General features: G+C 56.4%; 15 protein-coding genes. 6 read left to right on the top strand and 9 right to left on the bottom strand.

All coding sequences use genetic code 11. The features are described 5' to 3' along the window. Positions 1-176: 176 nt before the first annotated feature. Positions 177-695 carry an outer membrane protein OmpX gene (gene ompX, locus FCN80_RS05975; RefSeq protein WP_136989025.1) on the bottom strand — a complete coding sequence of 173 codons (519 nt, stop codon included), beginning with the start codon at positions 693-695 and terminating at the stop codon, positions 177-179. A gap of 1,356 nt (positions 696-2,051) precedes the next feature. On the opposite strand from ompX, the gene dps reads away from it, so the two are divergent. The 3 genes from dps (at position 2,052) to FCN80_RS05960 (ending at position 3,827) form a co-directional block, all read left to right on the top strand. Continuing rightward, complete coding sequence (gene dps, locus FCN80_RS05970; protein ID WP_136989023.1) at positions 2,052-2,555, top strand: DNA starvation/stationary phase protection protein Dps; 504 nt, start codon at positions 2,052-2,054, stop codon at positions 2,553-2,555. Positions 2,556-2,723: 168 nt separating this feature from the next. Continuing rightward, positions 2,724-2,987 carry a DksA/TraR family C4-type zinc finger protein gene (locus FCN80_RS05965; RefSeq protein WP_136989022.1) on the top strand — a complete coding sequence of 88 codons (264 nt, stop codon included), beginning with the start codon at positions 2,724-2,726 and terminating at the stop codon, positions 2,985-2,987. Positions 2,988-3,191: 204 nt separating this feature from the next. Continuing rightward, positions 3,192-3,827 carry a flavin reductase family protein gene (locus FCN80_RS05960; RefSeq protein WP_136989020.1) on the top strand — a complete coding sequence of 212 codons (636 nt, stop codon included), beginning with the start codon at positions 3,192-3,194 and terminating at the stop codon, positions 3,825-3,827. A gap of 105 nt (positions 3,828-3,932) precedes the next feature. Here the strand turns inward: FCN80_RS05960 and FCN80_RS05955 are convergent, their stop codons facing one another. From FCN80_RS05955 to bglX, 8 genes are all read right to left on the bottom strand, one after another. Next, a complete protein-coding gene (locus FCN80_RS05955; protein WP_136989018.1) occupies positions 3,933-5,777 on the bottom strand; it encodes a M3 family metallopeptidase in 1,845 nt (614 codons plus the stop codon). A 143-nt stretch (positions 5,778-5,920) separates the two neighbouring features. Further along, positions 5,921-6,904, bottom strand: coding sequence for a DNA-binding protein YbiB (gene ybiB, locus FCN80_RS05950; protein WP_136989016.1), 984 nt, complete (start codon positions 6,902-6,904; stop codon positions 5,921-5,923). A gap of 75 nt (positions 6,905-6,979) precedes the next feature. Next, positions 6,980-9,136 carry an ATP-dependent DNA helicase DinG gene (gene dinG / locus FCN80_RS05945; RefSeq protein ID WP_230492516.1) on the bottom strand — a complete coding sequence of 719 codons (2,157 nt, stop codon included), beginning with the start codon at positions 9,134-9,136 and terminating at the stop codon, positions 6,980-6,982. Between the two features lie 254 nt (positions 9,137-9,390). Beyond that, a complete protein-coding gene (locus FCN80_RS05940) occupies positions 9,391-10,122 on the bottom strand; it encodes an ABC transporter permease (protein WP_136989014.1) in 732 nt (243 codons plus the stop codon). Continuing rightward, on the bottom strand, positions 10,100-11,065 hold the full coding sequence (locus FCN80_RS05935; RefSeq protein WP_136989012.1) for an ABC transporter ATP-binding protein: 966 nt from the start codon (positions 11,063-11,065) through the stop codon (positions 10,100-10,102). Before FCN80_RS05935 ends, FCN80_RS05940 begins: the two co-directional genes overlap by 23 nt. Continuing rightward, entirely contained in the window at positions 11,062-12,207 is a 1,146-nt protein-coding gene (locus tag FCN80_RS05930) for an ABC transporter permease (protein ID WP_230492528.1), read from the bottom strand. Before FCN80_RS05930 ends, FCN80_RS05935 begins: the two co-directional genes overlap by 4 nt. Before the next feature lie 34 nt (positions 12,208-12,241). Then, a complete protein-coding gene (gene osmF, locus FCN80_RS05925) occupies positions 12,242-13,177 on the bottom strand; it encodes a glycine betaine ABC transporter substrate-binding protein OsmF (RefSeq protein WP_136989010.1) in 936 nt (311 codons plus the stop codon). A gap of 297 nt (positions 13,178-13,474) precedes the next feature. After that, positions 13,475-15,772, bottom strand: coding sequence for a beta-glucosidase BglX (bglX, locus tag FCN80_RS05920; protein WP_136989008.1), 2,298 nt, complete (start codon positions 15,770-15,772; stop codon positions 13,475-13,477). Positions 15,773-16,125: 353 nt separating this feature from the next. Between bglX and dld the strand changes: the two genes are divergently transcribed. The 3 genes from dld (at position 16,126) to FCN80_RS05905 (ending at position 19,623) form a co-directional block, all read left to right on the top strand. Beyond that, positions 16,126-17,853 carry a D-lactate dehydrogenase gene (gene dld / locus FCN80_RS05915; RefSeq protein ID WP_230492515.1) on the top strand — a complete coding sequence of 576 codons (1,728 nt, stop codon included), beginning with the start codon at positions 16,126-16,128 and terminating at the stop codon, positions 17,851-17,853. Positions 17,854-18,157: 304 nt separating this feature from the next. Further along, entirely contained in the window at positions 18,158-19,144 is a 987-nt protein-coding gene (locus FCN80_RS05910) for a Gfo/Idh/MocA family protein (RefSeq protein ID WP_136989005.1), read from the top strand. Further along, positions 19,144-19,623, top strand: a complete 480-nt coding sequence (locus FCN80_RS05905) for a GNAT family N-acetyltransferase (RefSeq protein ID WP_136989003.1) — start codon at positions 19,144-19,146, stop codon at positions 19,621-19,623. Before FCN80_RS05910 ends, FCN80_RS05905 begins: the two co-directional genes overlap by 1 nt. The last annotated feature ends 20 nt before the right edge of the window (positions 19,624-19,643 follow it).

Below are 19,643 nucleotides of genomic sequence, written 5' to 3'. Positions count from 1 at the left end.
ATCCCGTCTTCCACCCACGTACCGCCATAGGCGGTTCACATGCGTTTCCGACACAGATGTCGATCATTTGCCGCCGCTTGGCAACTTAAATGATGTAAAGCCTGGCCGTTCATGGTCTGAATGCCGGCCATATCAATACCCGCCCATATATGGACTCAGGCTTGTGGCTCATCCAATCAGAAACGATAGCCTACGCCGGCGATCCAGGTACCGACATCAACACTGCGGATACGGCTCTGTTCATAAGAAACGTCCAGAGCGACATTTTCCATTGGGTTGAACTGTAAGCCCGCGCCGTAAGAAAAACCAACATCGTCGTTATTTTGTGTATGCCGCACGCTTTGGGAATTATTGGTGAATTTACCAGCACCAATACCCACTACGCCATAAATACTTGCCCAATCATTGATGCGATATACCGGGCCGCCGGTGAAGCCATAATATTGGCCTTTTTGATAATCACCGTCCTGGACTTGATTTTTTTCAATGTAGGTAAAAGAACCAATAGCGCTCCAAGGGCTGGTGTTATCCCATTCGTAGCGATACTTCAAGTTAAAACCATTGGCTTTATTAATGATGCCTTGCGCATCACCCTGGGCATAACCGATGGACACGGTGCTGTCGCCGGCCATGGCCGAACCTGCTGTGACGCTCAGGACACAAGCTAATGCTGAAAGACATGCAATTTTTTTCATACCCACCTCAAATGTGAAATTTACGTCCTAACCGTGAAAATATACCAAAAAATAGCACGAAACTCTGCTAGAGAATTGTTGTCTAAGTAAACGTATCGTGTAACATAAGTTTTCTGACTTATCTATCTTATTCATTTGGCAGCGAAAATCGCGCAAAATGTCCAGATTGGCTTTACTTAACCTTACATGATATTGAGAAAATTCCGAAGCACATGACCAAAATTAGACCAATTTATCCGCCTCGTCTGTTTAAACTTTTCAACAAGTCATGTCGTTTATTTCAAGATAGCGTTTAAATAATTCAAGTTGCATCGCAGCAGCAAATGAGCAAACCCGGCCAGCCAAACGACAACTTGATGTATGAGCAGTATACACCCCTGGTAAATTGACGTCTGGTTATCTATTGGCCATTTTAGCGAGGCCTGTTTATCGGCGATGTTCACGCATTTGATCAGTTGGCCATTTCTGAGCCGGCAGGAATAAAAATACCCTGTTTCGCATCGCGGTTCTGCTGCGGAAGGCGCCAATGGGTTCCCGGTTAATTCGGCACTTGCCTGTTGCCGCGATACAATGGGATACCCCTTAAATGTTGTAAAGTTTATTTACGCGTCAATGCGTCAACTGGTACAAATAATGCATATTTTGATTTTTTGAGGGACAATTTAGCCAGACGGCATCAATATCCTTTTATGGTAAATAAAAAGGGGAAATAATGTACGTTTTTGAACAATTTTCTCTATTTAAACGTCACCTGGAGATACAGCGCGACGCACTGTCTAAGACACGCTGTTTTTCCTTTCTTTGCCGGGGGAGGGGTTAGTCCCATTCTCCTTTTTGTTGTATACTTGTCATATTTCAAGTTGCCTCTTTGCTGGCTGCGTTCGTTCATCCCTATCACATGGTTATCTATGCAGCCGCACAGTTAACTATGCTTCTGTGGACTTGTTCGCTTGCCGCCGCGATGCACCTTGAATTATTTAGACTAGTTAATTTATCAGCCAAAAGTTTGTAATGAAAATTATTACCGTTTGCCATACCTTCGCGCCAATGACGGAAAATGGCATGTTATTCGTTTAGGTTGCGGCGCGTCGGCAAGTGACCATCACCGCAAAGGGCTTCCCCCCTGCAGTAACAGGGATGCGCGAACGCGCGAAGAGGCGCTGAAGCGGCGGATACGGGCACGCGGCAAATTTGCCGCTTTCCGCGGGCGGTAAGGTCTCCCGGCCTTGAAGGGATCGGGAAAACGGGGGGCGAAAGGTATCGGCGATACGAGCGATAGGCAACATTGGGCGCGTTTGTTGCTATACTTATTAGCCTGAACGAATCAATAATGATCAATTAAGAGGACGATTGATGATGAGTACCGCTAAACTGGTTAAGACGAAATCTTCCGAACTGATTTATACGCGTAACGATATGGACGAAAATCTAAAAACGGCCACTATCGCTCTGCTAAACCGTTTGGTTGTGGAATACGTGGATCTGGCATTGATCACTAAACAGGCGCACTGGAACATGCGGGGCTCCAATTTTATTGGCGTTCATGAAATGCTGGATGGGTTCCGCGACGCCATCTTGGAACACCAGGACACCATCGCCGAACGCGTTGTGCAACTGGGGGGGGTCGCGCTGGGTACGGTCCAGGTCACTAATGATAAAACGCCGCTTACCAGCTATCCCACCAATATTCACAGCGTGCAGGATCATTTAAAAGCGTTGGCGGAACGTTATGCCATTGTGGCCAATGACACCCGCAAAGCCATCACTGAAGCGGAAGACGACGATACCGCCGATATTTTCACCGCGGCTTCCCGTGATTTGGATAAGTTCTTGTGGTTCATCGAATCCAACATCGAATGATTTGAAACGACGCCCCGCGCTGATATGACGTAGACGGGCGAATATTCCATATTCAGGCCGGCAACCTTCGTTGCCGGTTTTTTTGCCCAACAAGGCTAAAACGGGTAGTTAAAACGGATAGTGTAAACGGATAGTGTAAACGGATAGTGTATTAGCGAGGACCCTATCATGGCGAGCGGGTGGGCGCCGGATGGCGCTGTACAAGATCAAATCGACTCCACCATTGAGGACGAGGTGCGGCGGGCCCGCCAGGCGTTGTCCCATGGCGAGGGTTCAGCTTACTGCCGCGAGTGCGGCGACCCCATCCCCGAAGCCAGGCGCCGCGCATTGCCTGGCGCGCAACTTTGCCTGCCGTGTCAGGCCCAGCATGATAAAAAGACTCACTTCTCCGGTTATAATCGCCGCGGCAGTAAGGACAGCCAATTACGCTAGCCGGCTCGGCTGGCCGGATGATACCGTTCGCGTCGCTTTCTCAGGCCGGGCATTGAAACTTTTGCCGGCGGGATTTACTCTAAACAGAAATGACAATCCGTCTACCGCGTCATCAGGCACTTCAGGCCGGATCCGTGCGCGGTCAGCGATGCGGCCGCCGACTCGGATTGCGGCCGCCCCATCGACAGCCAGTCCGGAGCAATGATGAATCAATCCGCTTATCATTATTACGAACCGCGTCATGGTCATCATTTGGCGCATGATCCGCTGAATGCCATTATCGCGCCCCGCCCCATCGGCTGGATAGCCTCGGTGAATCAACACGGCCAGCGCAATCTTGCACCTTACAGTTTTTTCAATTGCTTTAATTATTCTCCACCCATTATCGGCTTTTGCAGCGTCGGCTGGAAAGATAGCGTCGCCAATATCAACGCCACGGGCGAATTTGTCTGGAACCTGGCGACCCGGCCATTGGCCGAAGCCATGAACGAAAGCTCGGCCTCGCTGCCCCCCGGCGAGGATGAGTTTATGTTCGCCGGTCTGACGCCCATCCGGGGCACCCGGGTGGCCGCGCACCGGGTGGCGGAAAGCCCGGTGCATTTTGAATGCCGGCTCAGCCAATGTATCCGCCTGTTGGATGCCGACGGCATCCAATTGGAAAGCTGGCTGGTACTCGGCGAGGTGGTGGCGGTGCATATTGATAAATCGTTGTTTGATGAACAGGGTATTTATCAAACGGCAGCCGCTCAACCCATTCTACGGGGTGGCGGACCGAGCGCATACTTCGGTATCACCGACGAACAACGTTTCGATATGATGCGGCCCGACGCCCGGTTGTAATTCACGCAAAAGGATAACCGGCAGCCCGTTTCTCACCAAAGGCCCGCCGCAGGCGGTTTTGACGAGCGTCTTGCTCACCGGCCGTCCCCATGCAACCTGGGCACGCTAGCGCACGGCCCGGGCGAATTGTTCACACATAGCCTCATCCCCCTGAGCATTGGATGCCAGTAGCCGTTCGCCATCGACCACGCTTATCCTCGCCTGCCAGTCAAAATCAGCGGGGGGTTGCGGCCGCTTGGCGGCATTGGCGATATCGATTTGTGCCTGCCGCCAGGCTTCATCCGCCGTTTGATTGCACACCCGCGCCAGGTAAGCGGGATTAAAGCCTTCGCCGGTCAGACTCCGTAACGTTTCGTCATGGCTAACGCTGTTGCCCGGCCCCCAGTAGTGCTCCGCCAGCGCCGGCCCGATGGACGGATTATCCGTCAGGTAACCGTCGCGATCGAGAAAAAAGCGCCGGGTCTGCTCCACCGCCATCAGCGCCAGCAAGTACCCCTGATAGGAGCAGGCCGATTCCTGCGACAGCAGATGCGGTATCGCCAGCAAGGGACGGGGGCTGCCGTCAATACCGAGGATGCGCTGCTCGCACTCCCGCGCCAACCGGGTGATATTCGGCGGTGTCAATTGCGCATCCGGCCACTGATACAATGCCCATTCGAAATAGGGCACCAGAAGAATATGCCGTTCATTGAAAGCCCGCATCGGCTGCCGGGCGGCGATAAGCGCCCGCAGCAGATCATCCGGCGGCGGGTTGCCGTTGCCGTCCAGGGCATAGCGTTTAAGCCAGTCGACATCATCCAGCAGGCTATCGCAGAACATGGACTGGGTTTCAGCATAAGCCATGGATGTGGGCGGATACTCCTGGGAAAAGCAAGGCGCGTTTTGGCGGATGTTGGCAAAGTGCGCCGCATGGCCGCCCTCATGGAACAGCGTATTAATACCGGCGATACCGCTGCCCACTTGATCGGGCTTGGCCAGGCTGGTGAAATTGATCCGGGCCGGCAGCCACCGCCCCTCATCTAAAAAAGCCGGCACCGGCCCGTGCATAAATCCGTTTTCATATTTGTGCTGGCGCACCAGCAGATCGAGCTGCAGTTGCGCGCCGTTAAAGCCAATATGCAACCGTTTGAAACTGTCTACCCAGCGGCGCAGGGAAGCGGAAAAAGGCAGGTAAGGATCCAGGCGACGCGTGACGTCGCCGGCGGTGGCATAACGGATATTCCACGGCTGCAAGGCATGTTCCCCCTTATCCTGCGCCAATTGCCGCAGACTGCGCAAATTGGCCTGCCGGGTTTGCTCCTCGAACTTATCAAGAATCGCGAATAATTGCTCCGGGGTCATTTGCTCGGTCTTGCTGACCTTATAATCGAAATAGTTGCGATAGCCCAATTGACGGGCGAAACGATTGCGCAGACAAACCAGATGGGGAAAGCCGTGACCAAGCAGCCACTGTTCCAGATCCCGCAGGGCCTGCTGAGAACTCCGCCGGCGGCCTTCGTCGGTGTTATTGGCCTGATTGGTCAACAGTTCACCCAGGGTGGCTGGCACGCGCTCACCGTTATCATTCACATGGGTCAATTGCACGGTTTTGCGTTGCGTAAAAAGGGCGTTTTCCGCTGCAATGATCTCATCCATCAATACCTGCGCCCGCGGGTCCTCAATCACGTTGCAGGCAAAAAAACGCGCCCATCCCCGCAAGCCGTGCAATAGCGCATCCCGTTGCGCGCCAGCCGGTTCCCGCTCTAATGCAGCGATATGCCGACGAATTTCACCGGGACGGGCGGGATTGGCGATAAAACGCTTGTACGCCTGCTCCGCCTGCTCGAAACGCGCCGGAATCGCTTCGCCGCCGATAGCCATATAGTTTTGCCAGAACAAATCCTCTTTATGCTGGTGAACCGCCAGGTAATCCTGGTTAAGGGCATTGAAATACTCCCGTATCTGTTGCATGTTTTTCCTCAGCGTAATCGCGATGCTACTCAAGCCGCCGTCTTTTCCGGCGCCGTATCGGATAGGCACGAAATAGGATCTCCGGCAATCGCCCGGTCAACGTCGTGCCCTGACGTACCTTCCCTTGGCTTTGATATCGCCTATCAGCCGTCGGCGCCGAATACCCGGCCAATATAATCGAGCGCCGCGGGCAGCTCTGAGAAGCGGCCGGCGGCCAATAAACAGCAAGCCAGTTGCAGCCGTATGGCTGTGGGCAGAGGACACTCGCCAGCGAGACATGCCCGCGTCCAATGAACGGTCGACGCCGCATCGCGACCGGCGGGCAGCATTTCCGACGGGGGCAGCGGGTGATCCGCCGGGTCCAGCAATAGCTGGCGCTGCCCCTGATAGAGGCCATAGATCGGCGTCAAACGCTGCGGGTTGGCATAGGTTTCACCTTCGGTGCCGTTCATCAGTAACGCGTTGCTATTGATGGACGTGAAAAAATTGCCGACTCGAGCGATGTATTCCGGGTGCGAAACACTGGCCAGACGCCAGTGCAAATGATGTTGAAACGGCGTCGCGAGTTTTGCCAGCGTATGGGCGCTATTGCGCACCCCCATCCGCCAACGTAACATCAACTGGCCATCCAGCGCCGGGCACAAGCGAACGATGGGAATAAACACCGGTTGTCGCGCCAGGGCCAGGGCGCTTTGCGCCTCGGCGGCGGAATCCTGCCAGGCCACGCCCAATTCGCGAAAAATTTCCGCGCTGGTCACTCGCCCCGGATCGCCGGTAACGCCATGCACTACCACCGGGAAATCCAGCCGCGCCAGCGCCAATGCCAGCAACGGCGTCAGGTTGGCTTGTTTGCGGGCGCCGTTATAGCTGGGAATGACTATGGGCATCGGTCGATTCACCGGCGCCTGCAGCGACATGACCCGCTCTTGCATCGCCTGATAAAAGCCCAGCAATTCCTCCTCGCCCTCGCCCTTGATGCGCAAGGCAATCAATAATCCCCCCAGCTCCAACGGCGGCATGTCCCCTGCCAGAATAGCGCGATAAAGCGTATAGGCCGTTTGCCGGTCGAGATCGCGGGCGTGATTTTTACCTCGCCCTACTTCTTTAATGATCCTGCTGAAATCCATAATGGGTATCATTGTTCAATGAAACATTTCACCGTCACTGAGCATAGTCCCGGCGACAGCCGTTTTTCAAATCTTTCATTCCGGCACGATCGGCTGTTCGATGGGGAAAACCGGCAACGCCGCCAGCAACCGACGGCCATAGGGTTTGGTAAGCAGCCGTCGGTCGTAAACAACCACTTCGCCGGTACAACCATGACTGCGAATTAAACGTCCGACCTGTTGTATCAGCGCAAAGGAGGCGCTGGGCAAGCTTTGCACCTCGAACGGATGACGTTTCTGGCTTTTCAGCCATTCTCCCTCAGTGAGGATGACCGGGCTATCCACCGGCGGAAAGGCGATTTTGTGAATGTGCACCTGGGTTAACAGTTCGCCTTTTAAATCCAGACCTTCGGCGAAGGATTGCAAGCCCATCAAGACGCTGACGCCGCCTTGGGAAATGCGTTTGCGGTGTTCCTCAATCAGGCGGTAGCGCGGTTGGTCGCCCTGCACCAGCAACGATAAACGCAGATCCGGCACCTGCGCCAGAAAGGCCTGCATGGCGCGCTGGCTGGCGAACAACACCAGCATGCCCCGGTGAGCCTTTTTCGCCAGTTCGCCACGAAAATAACGGGCCATTTCCGCCAGATGCGCCGTTTCGTGCGCGATAGAAGGCTCATGGCGCATGCGCGGAATAACCAGCTTGCCCTGATGTCGGTGATCGAAGGGCGACGCCAGCGCGACGAACCGGTCGCCGGCCCGATCATCCAGTCCGCTGAGCTCCCGCAGACGATCGAAACTGTTCAAGGACCGCAGCGTGGCGGAAGTCACCACGGTATGCGGGACTCTCGACCAAAGCAGCCTCTCCAACTGTTCGCACACCCGTATACCGACGCAGTGCAAATAAAGATGCACGCCATTATCGCGCGACTCGCGGGTCAGCCACTTGCAGACCGGCGCGTTGGACGCCTTTTCCCGGGCCGCCAATTGCCAAAGACGGCCGGCCGACTCCCAATATTCTTGGAAACGGCTGGCGTACAGCAGCGCCTGGTGCAACCGCACTGTATCTTGCCGGCCGGTTTTTTCACCCAAATCGTTGATTAGAAACTCGGCGAGCAGGCGTAGCCCCTCGGTAAGTTTATGCAAACGCTCCGCCAAGGCGACCATGTCTTCCGGCAAGCGGCCCATGGAAAAACGGTACTCTGCGGCGATACTCTCGGACGGCAAATAAGCCGACGCCTGTCGCTCAAACATCTGCGTCAGCTCGCGAATTTCATCGCAATGGTTTTTCAATCGTTCGGTCTGGCTCAAACGGGGCGGACGGGCGGGCTTGAATTGGCTGAGCGTCTGTTCGATGAGGCGCATGAATTGCTCTAGCTGATGCGCGACGAATCCACCGGTGATCTCGCCGGACATTTCCAGCGCATCGCGGGCCACATCAGGCAAATGATGGCCTTCATCAAATACCAGCAGCATGTGCTGCGGCTCGGGCAATACCGAATCATTATCCAAAGCCGCCATGACCAGCGCATGGTTGGCCACTACCACGTCGGCATGTTCGATTTCCCGCCGGGCGAGAAAAAACGGACATTCACGGAAATAATGGCAATTGCGGCCGAGACAATTTGCTTTGTCGGTGCTCAATTTGCGCCAAAGCCCATCTTCCACCGTGCGGGGATAATGATCGCGCAGACCGTCCCAGGCCAGGCTCGCCAGCGCCTGCTGCAAATCGGCGCATAAAGCCTGCTCGGCATCGTCGGCCGCCAACAGTTCATCGTCGATAAAGAATTTCAAATCCCCCTGAAATGCCCGATCCGCGGCCAACGCCGACAGATTGCGGGGACAGACGTACCGGCGGCGGCCGAACGCGGCGGTAAATGTCAAATCGGGGATCAGCTTTTTTAATAGTGGTAAGTCCTTGTCAAATAATTGATCTTGCAGGGCCACATTGGCGGTACTGACCACCAGCGGTTTTTCCTCCGCCCGACCTATGGCGATACCCGGCAGCAGATAGGACAGCGTTTTGCCCACGCCGGTCGGCGCCTCGATCACCAGATGACGCTCAATATCACCCGACAGCGCCCGCGCGACCTCGGCAATCATTTGGCGCTGCGCGGGACGCGGTATGAAATCAGGAACGGATTTTTGCAGCGCTTTATACCAATTAAGGATTTGCGCCTTGACGGCAACGGACAGCGGCATCTTCAATGTTTTCTGGGCAAATGACGGGTTATTGTCCCACAGAGGGCTTTGCACGTCAGCCCGCCACTGGATATAACTTCAGGTTTTTCGTCGCGCCTCGCAAAAAAGCCCGCGGCGAACGTTGTCCCGGCGGGGCTTGCCGGTATAATAGCGGTTAAACCTATGTTAAGGAAAAGCATGAGCCTAACCAAAGTTGTCATTCTCGGCGTCATTTCCCTGCTTGCCCTCGGCGCCATCGGCGGAGTAATGCTGTCCGGCTACATCATCATCGTCCACAGTTGAACGGCGCGCCGGGATTGCCAAAAGCGTCAGCCGCGGTGGAAAACGGCCAGCCAGCGCTCAAATAGCATATCGCAAATGATCGCCAGCAGCGCCACCACGATGGCGCCTTGTAACACATAGGCAGTATTAAAGCCGCTCAGGCCAATGATGATCGGCGATCCGAGGGTTTTGGCCCCCACGGTGGACGCAATGGCTGCGGTGCCGATGTTGATTATCACCGAAGTACGGATGCCGGCAATGACGACCGGCGCCGCCAGCGGCAATTCGACCCGCATCAATATTTGCCGACGGGTCATGCCCGCGCCGGTGGCGATTTCCCGTAAAGACGCCGGCACGGTCTCCAATCCGGCAATGGTGCCCTGGACAATGGGCAGCAAGCCGTACAGCACCAGCGCAATAACAGCCGGCTGTTCGCTAAATCCCATGACCGGCACCGCCACCGCCAGCACCGCCACCGGCGGGAACGTTTGGCCCACCGCCACCACCGTCTCCACCAGCGGGCGAAACGCCATGCCGGCCGGGCGGGTCACGCCAATTCCGGCGCCGACGCCTATCGCCACCGCAATGATACTGGATACGAATACCAGCCGAATATGCGCCCAGGCCAGGGCGGCGAAGCTGTCCTGCAAATACACCGGCCGATCAAGGGTCGGAAACAGATAGGAAAAAAGCCCACTTAACCGTGGCATGCCGAACATCAGCATCAGCAGCAATAACAGGCACCAGCACAACGGATCAGCGAGAATCCGACGCAGCATCGCCACCCCCCGGCTTAACCTGTCGCACCAAGTCATCGAGGTGGAGCACGCCGAACCGGTTTCCCGCCGCGTCCACCACCGGCAATCGGTTGGTCTGGCGCGCGACGAATTCCGACAGGGCTTCGCGCAGGGTGATGTCAGCCGATATCGCCCCCCCTTCCAGTTGTTCTCCCCTACGTGCCCGCACACCGACCGAATCCAGCGCCAGCAATTTTATCCCTCTATCGCCAGGGCCGAAAAAGTCGCGGACGAAATCATTGGCCGGTTCAATCAACAAGTGTTTTGGCGCGCCTTGCTGTATGATTTTGCCCTGATCCAACAGCACAATGCGGTCCGCCAGCGACAACGCCTCGTCGATATCATGGGTTACCAATACAATGGTTCGACCCGATAGCCGGTGGATGCGGGCAATCTCGCCTTGCAGGGCGGTCCGCGTGACCGGATCGAGCGCGCCAAAGGGTTCGTCCATCAATAACACCTCCGGGTCGGCGGCAAGCGCCCGCGCCACCCCGACCCGCTGCTGCTGCCCTCCTGAAAGTTGATGAGGATAGCGATGGCGGAATTGCGCCGCGTCCAGATGCAGCAACGCCAGTAATTCGGTTACCCTATCGCGGATTCTGTTCCGCGGCCACTTCAGCAGTTGCGGTACGGTGGCGATATTCTCCTCCACCGTCCAGTGTGGAAAGAGACCGATGGATTGAATGGCGTAGCCCATCCGCCGGCGCAGTTCCTGCGGTTTGAATGCATGGATTTCTTCGCCGGCGAAGAGAATTTTGCCTTGATCGTGCTCTATCAGCCGGTTAATCATTTTAAGCGTGGTTGACTTACCGGAACCGGATGTCCCGATGAGTACGGTAAATTCGCCGGCGGCGATATGAAGATCCAACTGTTCAATCGCCGGCTTGCCGTGGAAATATTTACTGACGCGCTGAAATTCAATCATGGACGTCCCCGGTCAATAACGGAAATGATCAGTTTGAACAGCGTATCCACCAGCACCGCCAGGGCGATGGCCGGAATAACCCCCAACAACACCAGTTCCAGGGCGCTGCTCAACAGGCCCTGGAACATCAGCGCGCCGAATCCGCCGGCGCCGATCAGCGCGGCCACCATGCCCATGCCCACGGTCTGGACCGCGATTATCCGCACGCCCGATACAATAACCGGCAACGCCAGCGACATCTCCACCCGTAAAAAAATCTGCCCGCGGGTCATCCCCATGCCCAACGCGGTTTCAATCACGTCGGCGGGCACTTGCCCTAGGCCGGCATGTACGCTGCGCACCAAGGGCAATAAAGCATAAAGCACCAACGCTATCAAGGCCGGCGCCAATCCGATACCGCCAATGCCCAGCGCCCGGAGCCAGGGCCAGGTATTGGACAGGGCGCTTAACGGGGCGATAAGCAGGCCGAAAAGCGCGATGGCGGGAATGGTCTGGATGATATTGAGCATGGAGAACAGCAACGGGCGCCAACGAGCCGAATAATGGCACAAAAAGCCCAGCGGTATGCCAATGGCCAGAGCCGGCGCCAACGTACCGAACAATAACGTCAGATGTTCGCCGAAAGCGGTTTGGAAAACCTGTTGCCGGTTAACATATTCCTTAAGCAGCGACAACTGATCCAACCGGCCTGTCGACAACAACCAAACCAGCGGTAGCCAGACCTGAACATTAACCAATACCCGCAGGGTATGACTGGCGGTGGCCCGGCTAACGGCGTCGGCGGCCATGAGCAGACAAAGCGCCGCCATAAGCCAGAAACCGCTGCCGAATGACGTGCGCGCCAAGGCGTTGCCCTGGCCGGCCAGCCGAAAGGCGGCGGCGCCCGCTTGCGCCGTCAGGCAAAACAGGAACCCTTCCGCCAGCAACACCGTGGCGATCGAAACCCATCGTGAGGGAGTGGCCCAGCAAAGCATGCCGGCCGCCGCCGGCGGCAATAACCAAAACCAGCCGACGGACACCAGTTTCGCCAGTCCGATTCCCTGCCCCGTCAGTAAGCGGTTGGGGGCAAAATTTACGAAGGGCAACAGGCTTCCTGCCAGAACCAACATCACCAGCAAGGTCAGCAATACCGGATTTTTCACCAAAATAACAAACTCCCCGGCGCGTCTGGCGGATTTATTTCACGAACCCCTGTTGTTTTAAATAATCGGCCGCCACCTTGCTGGCGTTTTGTCCTTCCACCGCGATGCTGGCGTTCAGCTTTTGCAAGGTCGGCGTATCTAAGGAAGCGAACACCGGTTTTAACCAATCGGCTATTCCGGGATGCTGTTTCAGCACCGCCTCGCGGATAATGGGCGTCGGCGCGTAAATGGGCTGCACGCCCCGGGGATCGGACAGCGTATGCAATCCCAACGCGGCCACCGGACCGTCAGTACCGTAGGCCATGGCGGCATTGACGCCGGATGTCCGCTCCGCCGCCGCTTTCAGCGTTACCGCCGTGTCGCCGCCCGCCAGTGATAGCAACTGATCCTGGCGAAGCTGAAAATCGTAGGTTTTCTCAAACGCCGGCAGGGCATCGGGGCGCTCGATAAATTCAGCCGATGCCGCCAGTTTGAATTTGCCGCCATTTTTCAGATAACGGCTCAAATCGCTGAGGGAATCGAGATGCTGGTTTTTAGCTAAATCATCGCGAACGGCGATAGTCCAAGTATTATTGGCCGGCGCGGGATCCAGCCAGACAATATGGTTTTTGTCATAATCGAGCTGCTTGACCTTTTGGTAGCCGGCGTTGGCGTCTTTCCAAACCGGATCCTTGGCGTCATTAAAAAAGAAGGCGCCATTGCCGGTGTACTCGGGATAGATATCGATTTCGCCGGAGGTAATGGCGCCGCGCATCACCTGAGTCGTCCCCAACTGCAGTTTATTGATGGTTTTGACGCCGTGCGACGCCAGGACCTGAAGGATGATATTACCGAGCAAAGAGCCTTCAGTATCGATTTTCGAGCCGACGCGGACCGGGGAATCCGCCGCCTGCGCCTGGACGCTGGCGGCCATACCGAGCATGAGTACGGCAAAGCTTAGCAGGCGTCCTTTGGCAAAGAGTTGGGTCATGATGTGCATTCCTATGGTAAATGATAAAGGGATCGACACCGAACCGCCAATCGAAGATAGGTTTTTGAATAATAGTTCATATGTAAATTCATACCCCAAATAATTCGCCTTATGTTGCGACGTTAAGCGAGCGGACACCGCAACATAACTGCATCGGGAAGTAGGCCGGATAGCGCCGTCCAAGAGAACTTATCCGAATGGCGCCGCGGCAAGATCACAAAAAGGGCGCTTTATCGCCGATCATAAACCGCATCACCGTCGCGCGGCGTTCATACGGTCTTGACCGGCGCCGTGTTATCAAAGCAATGTGAAACGGGCGGTTTTGACCCGGGCGGAATCCAATCCGACCATAACATCAAAAGCGCCAGGTTCGGCGACCCGTTGCATCTGCTGGTTATAGAATTTCAAAGCATCGACATCCAACCGGAAGGTTACCCGCTTCGATTCCCCCGCCTTGAGAAATACCTGGCGAAATCCACGCAGTTCCTCGACCGGCCGGCTAATGGATGCGGTCACGTCGTGAATATACAGTTGAGCCACCGTGGCGCCGTCCCGATGACCGCTATTGGTCAGGGTAACGCTGACCGCGATGCTGCCATTGCGGGATAGGGTCGGGCTGGACAGCCGTATGTCGGAAACGGTGAAACGGGTGTAACTCAAGCCATAGCCGAACGGGTAGAGCGGCCCATTGGCCTCGTCGAAATAATGGGAGGTATATTTATCAGGCGCCTTGAAATTGTACGGCCGCCCAGTGGGAAGGTGATTGTAATAAATCGGGATTTGTCCCACTGAGCGAGGAAAGGACATCGGCAGCTTGCCGGACGGATTGTAGTCGCCGAACAACACATCGGCAATGGCGTTGCCGCCTTCGGTGCCGCTGAACCAGGTTTCCAGCATCGCGTCGGCCTGCTGATCTTCATGTACCAGCGCCAGCGGGCGGCCGTTCATTAGCACCAGCACCAAAGGCTTGCCGGTAGACTTCAACGCGGCAATCAATCGTTCCTGGCAATCGGGAATAGTGATATGGCTGCGGCTGGAGGCTTCATGAGCCATGCCCTGGGATTCCCCCACCGCCGCGACGATCACATCCGCCCGCCTGGCGACCTTGACCGCCTCGTCAATCATCGCCTGCGGTGTGCGCGGGTCAAGCGTCACGGATTGTTCATAGCTGTTTAAAAAAGCCACCATATCTTTATGATCGGTGATATTCGAACCCTTGGCATACAATACCGTCGCTTTGCCCGCCACCGCGTTGCGAATGCCCGCCAGTAACGTGACGGCCTGGTCGACGCGACCGGCCGCCGACCAGCTGCCGAGGATATCGCGCTGGTCGTCGGCCAACGGTCCGATGACCGCAATGGTTCCCTGTTTTTTCAGCGGCAGCGTCTGCAGACGGTTTTTCAGCAGCACCAGGGTCTGCCGCGCCACTTCCCGCGCCTGGGCGCGGTGCAGGCGGCTTTCGGCGTTCGTGTCCTTAGGATCGCTGCCCGCCGGCCCGAGATGGCTATAGGGATTACGGAACAACCCCATATCGTATTTGACGTTCAATACATGGCGGACCGCATCGTCAAGCTCCGCTTCGCTGACCGCGCCGCTTTTGACCAGGCCCGGCAGATAACGACTAAAATACACATCGCCCATGCTCATATCAATACCGGCGTCCAGCGCGATTTTTACGGCTTCGCGCGGCGAACCGGCGACACCGTGATCGATCAGTTCTTTTACCGCGCCGTGATCGCTGATGGCGATACCTGTAAAATGCCACTGTTTGCGTAACAGATCTCTTAGCAGCCAGGCATTGGCGGTGGCCGGCGTACCATTGATGGTGTTCAACGCCACCATGACCCCACCGCTACCGGCATCCAGCGCCGCTTTGTAGGGAGGCAGGTAATCCTGGAACATGCGTTGCGGGCTCATATCGACGGTATTGTAGTCCCGGCCGCCCTCGGGCGCGCCATACAGGGCGAAATGCTTGACGCTGGTCATCAGGGAATGCCGGGCGGCGGGATCCTTGCCTTGCAGCGATTGCACCATTACCCGGCCCATTTCGCTGGCAAGGAAAGTATCTTCGCCCAGGCCTTCGGACACCCGACCCCAACGGGGGTCGCGGGTAATGTCCACCATTGGCGCCCAAGTCATATTCAAACCGTCCTCGCTGCCCTCATAAGCGGCGATACGCCCGCTGGTCGCCACTGCGTCGAGATTCCAGCTCGACGCCAATCCCAAGCTGATGGGGAAAATGGTCCGCTGGCCATGGACGATGTCATAGGCGAAAAACAACGGTATCTTCAATCGGCTCAATTGCATGACCTGGTCTTGCATGGCGCGAATATCCGGACGGGTAACCGTGTTGAATATCGCCCCCACCTGACCTTTTTTTATCATTTCCCGTATGGCTTCCTTGGGATTGTCCGGGCCGACGCTGATAAGACGCAACTGACCGATTTTTTCCGACAGCGTCATTTTTTTTAATAACGCGCTGACATAAGCATCGCGGGGTAAATTCGGGGAAGGAAGCAGATTATCCGCCGCCATGGCGGTATTAGACAAAAACGTTAATGTTGCCACCAGGCCAAAAGAGCACAGCCATTTCATATCGTCATTCTCACAATCGCAAAAACAAACCGGGCGGTGGGCCCGGTAAGGAATTCAAATCGACGTACTATACTCTGAATACGTCGCGTTGCATCGCAGCGGCGCCTGAGCCGACCCCGGGGGCATGGCCGGCGCCATGGCTGTTGTGAGCGGGCATCGCCAGCAAAGAGGCAACTTGAAGTATGAGGGTATATGCCATCGGGATATAATAAATTCAGTGTAGCCCATCACAGCATCGTCGGGATAGGGTTAAATTATTGAAAGCGTTTTTGTTGACCGCGATGCCACCTGAATACTGAGTGCCTAAAACGCAGCTTGGCCCGCCGCTGAAAGGGCCATATCGACTGGGAGACATGATGCCGCAGACTTCGCCCTATTCATCTTATCTGTTTATTGAGCAGTTAAAAAAGCGGGTCGGCAAGAACGGCGTTCTCACCGGCCCACGGCGTACCCAGCGTTACCGCCGGGGGTTTCGCTCCGGCAGCGGCCCCGCGCTCGCGGTGGTTCTGCCTGGTTCGCTGCTGGCACTCTGGCGGGTGCTGGAAATCTGTGTCGCCGCCGACAAAATTATTATTATGCAATCGTCCAATACCGGACTTACGGAGGGATCCACCCCCAACGGCGACGATTACGACCGTCAGGTGGTTATCGTCAGCACCCGGCGTCTGTCGGGCGTTCAAATTATCGATGAAGGTCGGCAGGCGGTCGCCCTGGCCGGCAGTACGCTTTACGACCTGGAGAAAGCGCTGGCGCCTTATGGCCGCGAGCCGCATTCGGTGATAGGGTCTTCTTGCCTGGGGGCGTCGGTCATCGGCGGCATATGCAACAACTCCGGCGGTTCATTGGTCAAACGCGGGCCCGCTTATACCGAAATGGCGCTGTATGCCGCCATCGACGCCACCGGACAGTTGGTGTTGGTCAATCATTTGGGCATCCGCCTGGGGCATTCGCCGGAACAGATTCTAACCCGGCTGGAAAACGGCCAATACGGGGCAAAGGATATTCTTGCGCCGGATCGCGCCTGTTCCGATCACGAATACGTCAAGCGGGTCAGAGACGTGACGGCCGATACGCCCTCGCGTTTTAACGCCGATCGCCGTCGGCTGTTCGAGGCGTCCGGCAGCGCCGGCAAACTGGCGGTGTTCGCGGTACGGCTGGATACCTTTCCCGCCGAGCAGCAGCAACAGGTCTTTTATATTGGTACCAACGATCCCCAGACGCTCACCGCGCTGCGGCGGGATATCCTCGGTGGGTTCGTCAATTTGCCGGTAGCCGGGGAGTATCTGCATCGGGATTGTTTCGACATCAGCGAGAAATATGGCAAGGATACATTCATTTTAATCAACCGGCTGGGTACCGGGCGGATGCCCCGACTGTTCCAGCTCAAAGGCCGTATCGACGCGACGCTTAACGCGCAATCCTGGCTGCCATCGCACCTAAGCGATCGGGTGTTGCAGGCTTTGAGCCGGCTATGGCCGTCGCATCTGCCGCCACGCATCAAAGCCTACCGCGATCGGTTTGAACACCACTTGCTGCTGAAAATGTCCGGCGAGGGGATCGATGAGGCTCGGCATTATCTGGCGGGGTTTTTCAACGGTGCCGACGGCGATTATTTTACTTGTACGCCCCAAGAGGGCGACAGCGCGTTTTTACACCGTTTCGCCGCCGCGGGCGCGGCGGTGCGCTATCATGCGGTTCACAGCGACCGGGTTGAGGATATTCTGGCCCTGGATATCGCTTTGCCGCGCAATGAAACCCGCTGGTTCGAAACGTTGCCGCCGGACATCGATCGGCAGATCGTGGCCAAGCTGTATTATGGCCATTTCCTGTGCCATGTTTTTCATCAGGACTATATCCTGGCCAAAGGCACCAATCCTCATGCGCTAAAACAACGGATGCTGGCGGAACTGGATCGGCGCGGGGCCGAATATCCCGCTGAACACAATGTGGGCCATCTTTATCACGCCAAACCGGCGCTGGCGGCGTTTTACCGTCAAATCGATCCGACCAACGCCCTGAATCCCGGTATCGGCCAAACCAGTAAGTTAAAATATTGGCAAGAAAAACGGGAGCATTCATAACCTGTCCGCGCCAGCCCGTAAATTTCCCCGGCCCGGTTCACCGGGTTACCGAACAAGCGGACGAAATGTCATGCCGTTTTGTGGCATCGTATTCATTACCTGTTCTTAGGGGCTTGGCAAGCGACATCACCTTTGCAATACTGCTTGACAGTGTTACAAGTCATGAACGCGGCATACGATAATTGACGGAATCCTCCAAAGGAATGCATCGCGCCCGCGTCGGAAAATACCGCGACTTATCCGGCGATTATCATGGCATCAGGGATGAACGGTTCATTTCATTCTACAAGGCGCCGACTCAGTGATGAAATATGTGATTGTTGGAACAGGCAACATCAGTAAAACCTATATCGGGGCGTTACAATCACTTCCCGGCAGCCAAGCGGTGGGTTTCGTCTCGCGCAGCGGCCGCGCCGGCGAAAACGTTCAGTCCCTGCCCTGCTGGCCGACGCTCTCGGCGGTGGATCGCCCGTTCGATGCGGTTATCGTGACGACGCCAAATGGCGTGCACCCTGTCAGCGCCATTGAGGCGGCGCGGATGGGCAAACATATTCTGGTGGAAAAACCGCTGGGCATCACATCCTCGGCGATGGAAGAGATGATTGATGAAGCGGCGCGTCATCATGTCGTTCTGGCGGTCAGCTATCAACGCCGCACCAATCCCGATAATCTGGCGGTCAAGGCGCTGATGGATCACGGCGCGTTCGGCCGGCTCTATAGCGCCGATCTCAGTTGCCGTTTCTGGCGCGACCAGCGCTATTACGACAGCGCCGACTATCGCGGCGGCTATGAATTGGATGGCGGTGGGGTATTTATGCAACAAGCCTGCCATCATATCGATAACTACATCTGGCTATTCGGTATGCCGGAAAAGGTTCAGGGCGAACTGGCGACCTTCGCCCACCGGATGGAAGCGGAAGATCACGGCGCCGTGGTGCTGCGCCATGCCAACGGCATGATCGGCACCATTGTGGCGTCGACCTGCGCCCCGCCGGGTTATCCCCCGCGACTGGAAGTCAGTTGCGAAAAAGGCACGTTCACCCTGCTTAATGATCGCATAAGCGACTGGCATATCGAGGGCATCGACAATCCCTCCAGCAGCGATCAGCAGGCCGAGGATGTCGGCGCCAGTAGCCCCGTTATCAGCGATTTTTCCCGCCACGAGGCCGTCCTTGCCGATTTCGAGCAGGCAATCGCCCAGGGAACCACGCCGCTGGCGGATGGCAACGACGCGCGGCGCGCAACCGATCTTATCCTGGAGATCTACCGCTGCCAGCCGAGGTCCCATTAATGTTGCAGCTCAGGGCAGCCCGTATCGACGAGTTGGACAAACTCACCGAGCTCTGTTTGCAATCCAAGGCCGTCTATGGCTACGACGACGATTTCATGCGATGTTGTCGGGAAACATTGACATTCCATCCCGCCGATGTGGAAAGTTCCTCCATTTGCGTGGCGGAATGCGATAGAGAATTGCTGGGCGCCGCCCAGCTGTTTTTCAGCGAGGGCAATGCCATTTTACAGCGCCTGTTCGTCTCTCCCGCCAAAACCCGGCATGGCATCGGCAAAGCATTGTTTGGTTGGTCGCTGCAAATGGCCCATCGCGCCGGCGCCAGACGTTTATTGATTGATTGCGATCCCCAGGCCGCCGGCTTTTTCCGACGGATGGGCGCCCGACCAGAAGGGGTCGTCGATTCCAATATCGTGCCGGATCGCCGGATGCCCCGTTATCAAGTCACCTTGTCGTCTCGCCGACCGCCTTCGGCGGAGTAGCCGCGGCGGACGACTTGCTT

Origin of the sequence: Martelella alba, from assembly GCF_005217455.1 — a bacterium.
Lineage (GTDB): Bacteria > Pseudomonadota > Gammaproteobacteria > Enterobacterales > Enterobacteriaceae > Acerihabitans.
The sequence above is the reverse complement of the archived record's forward strand: the minus strand, read 5'-3'. Positions and strand labels throughout refer to the sequence as shown.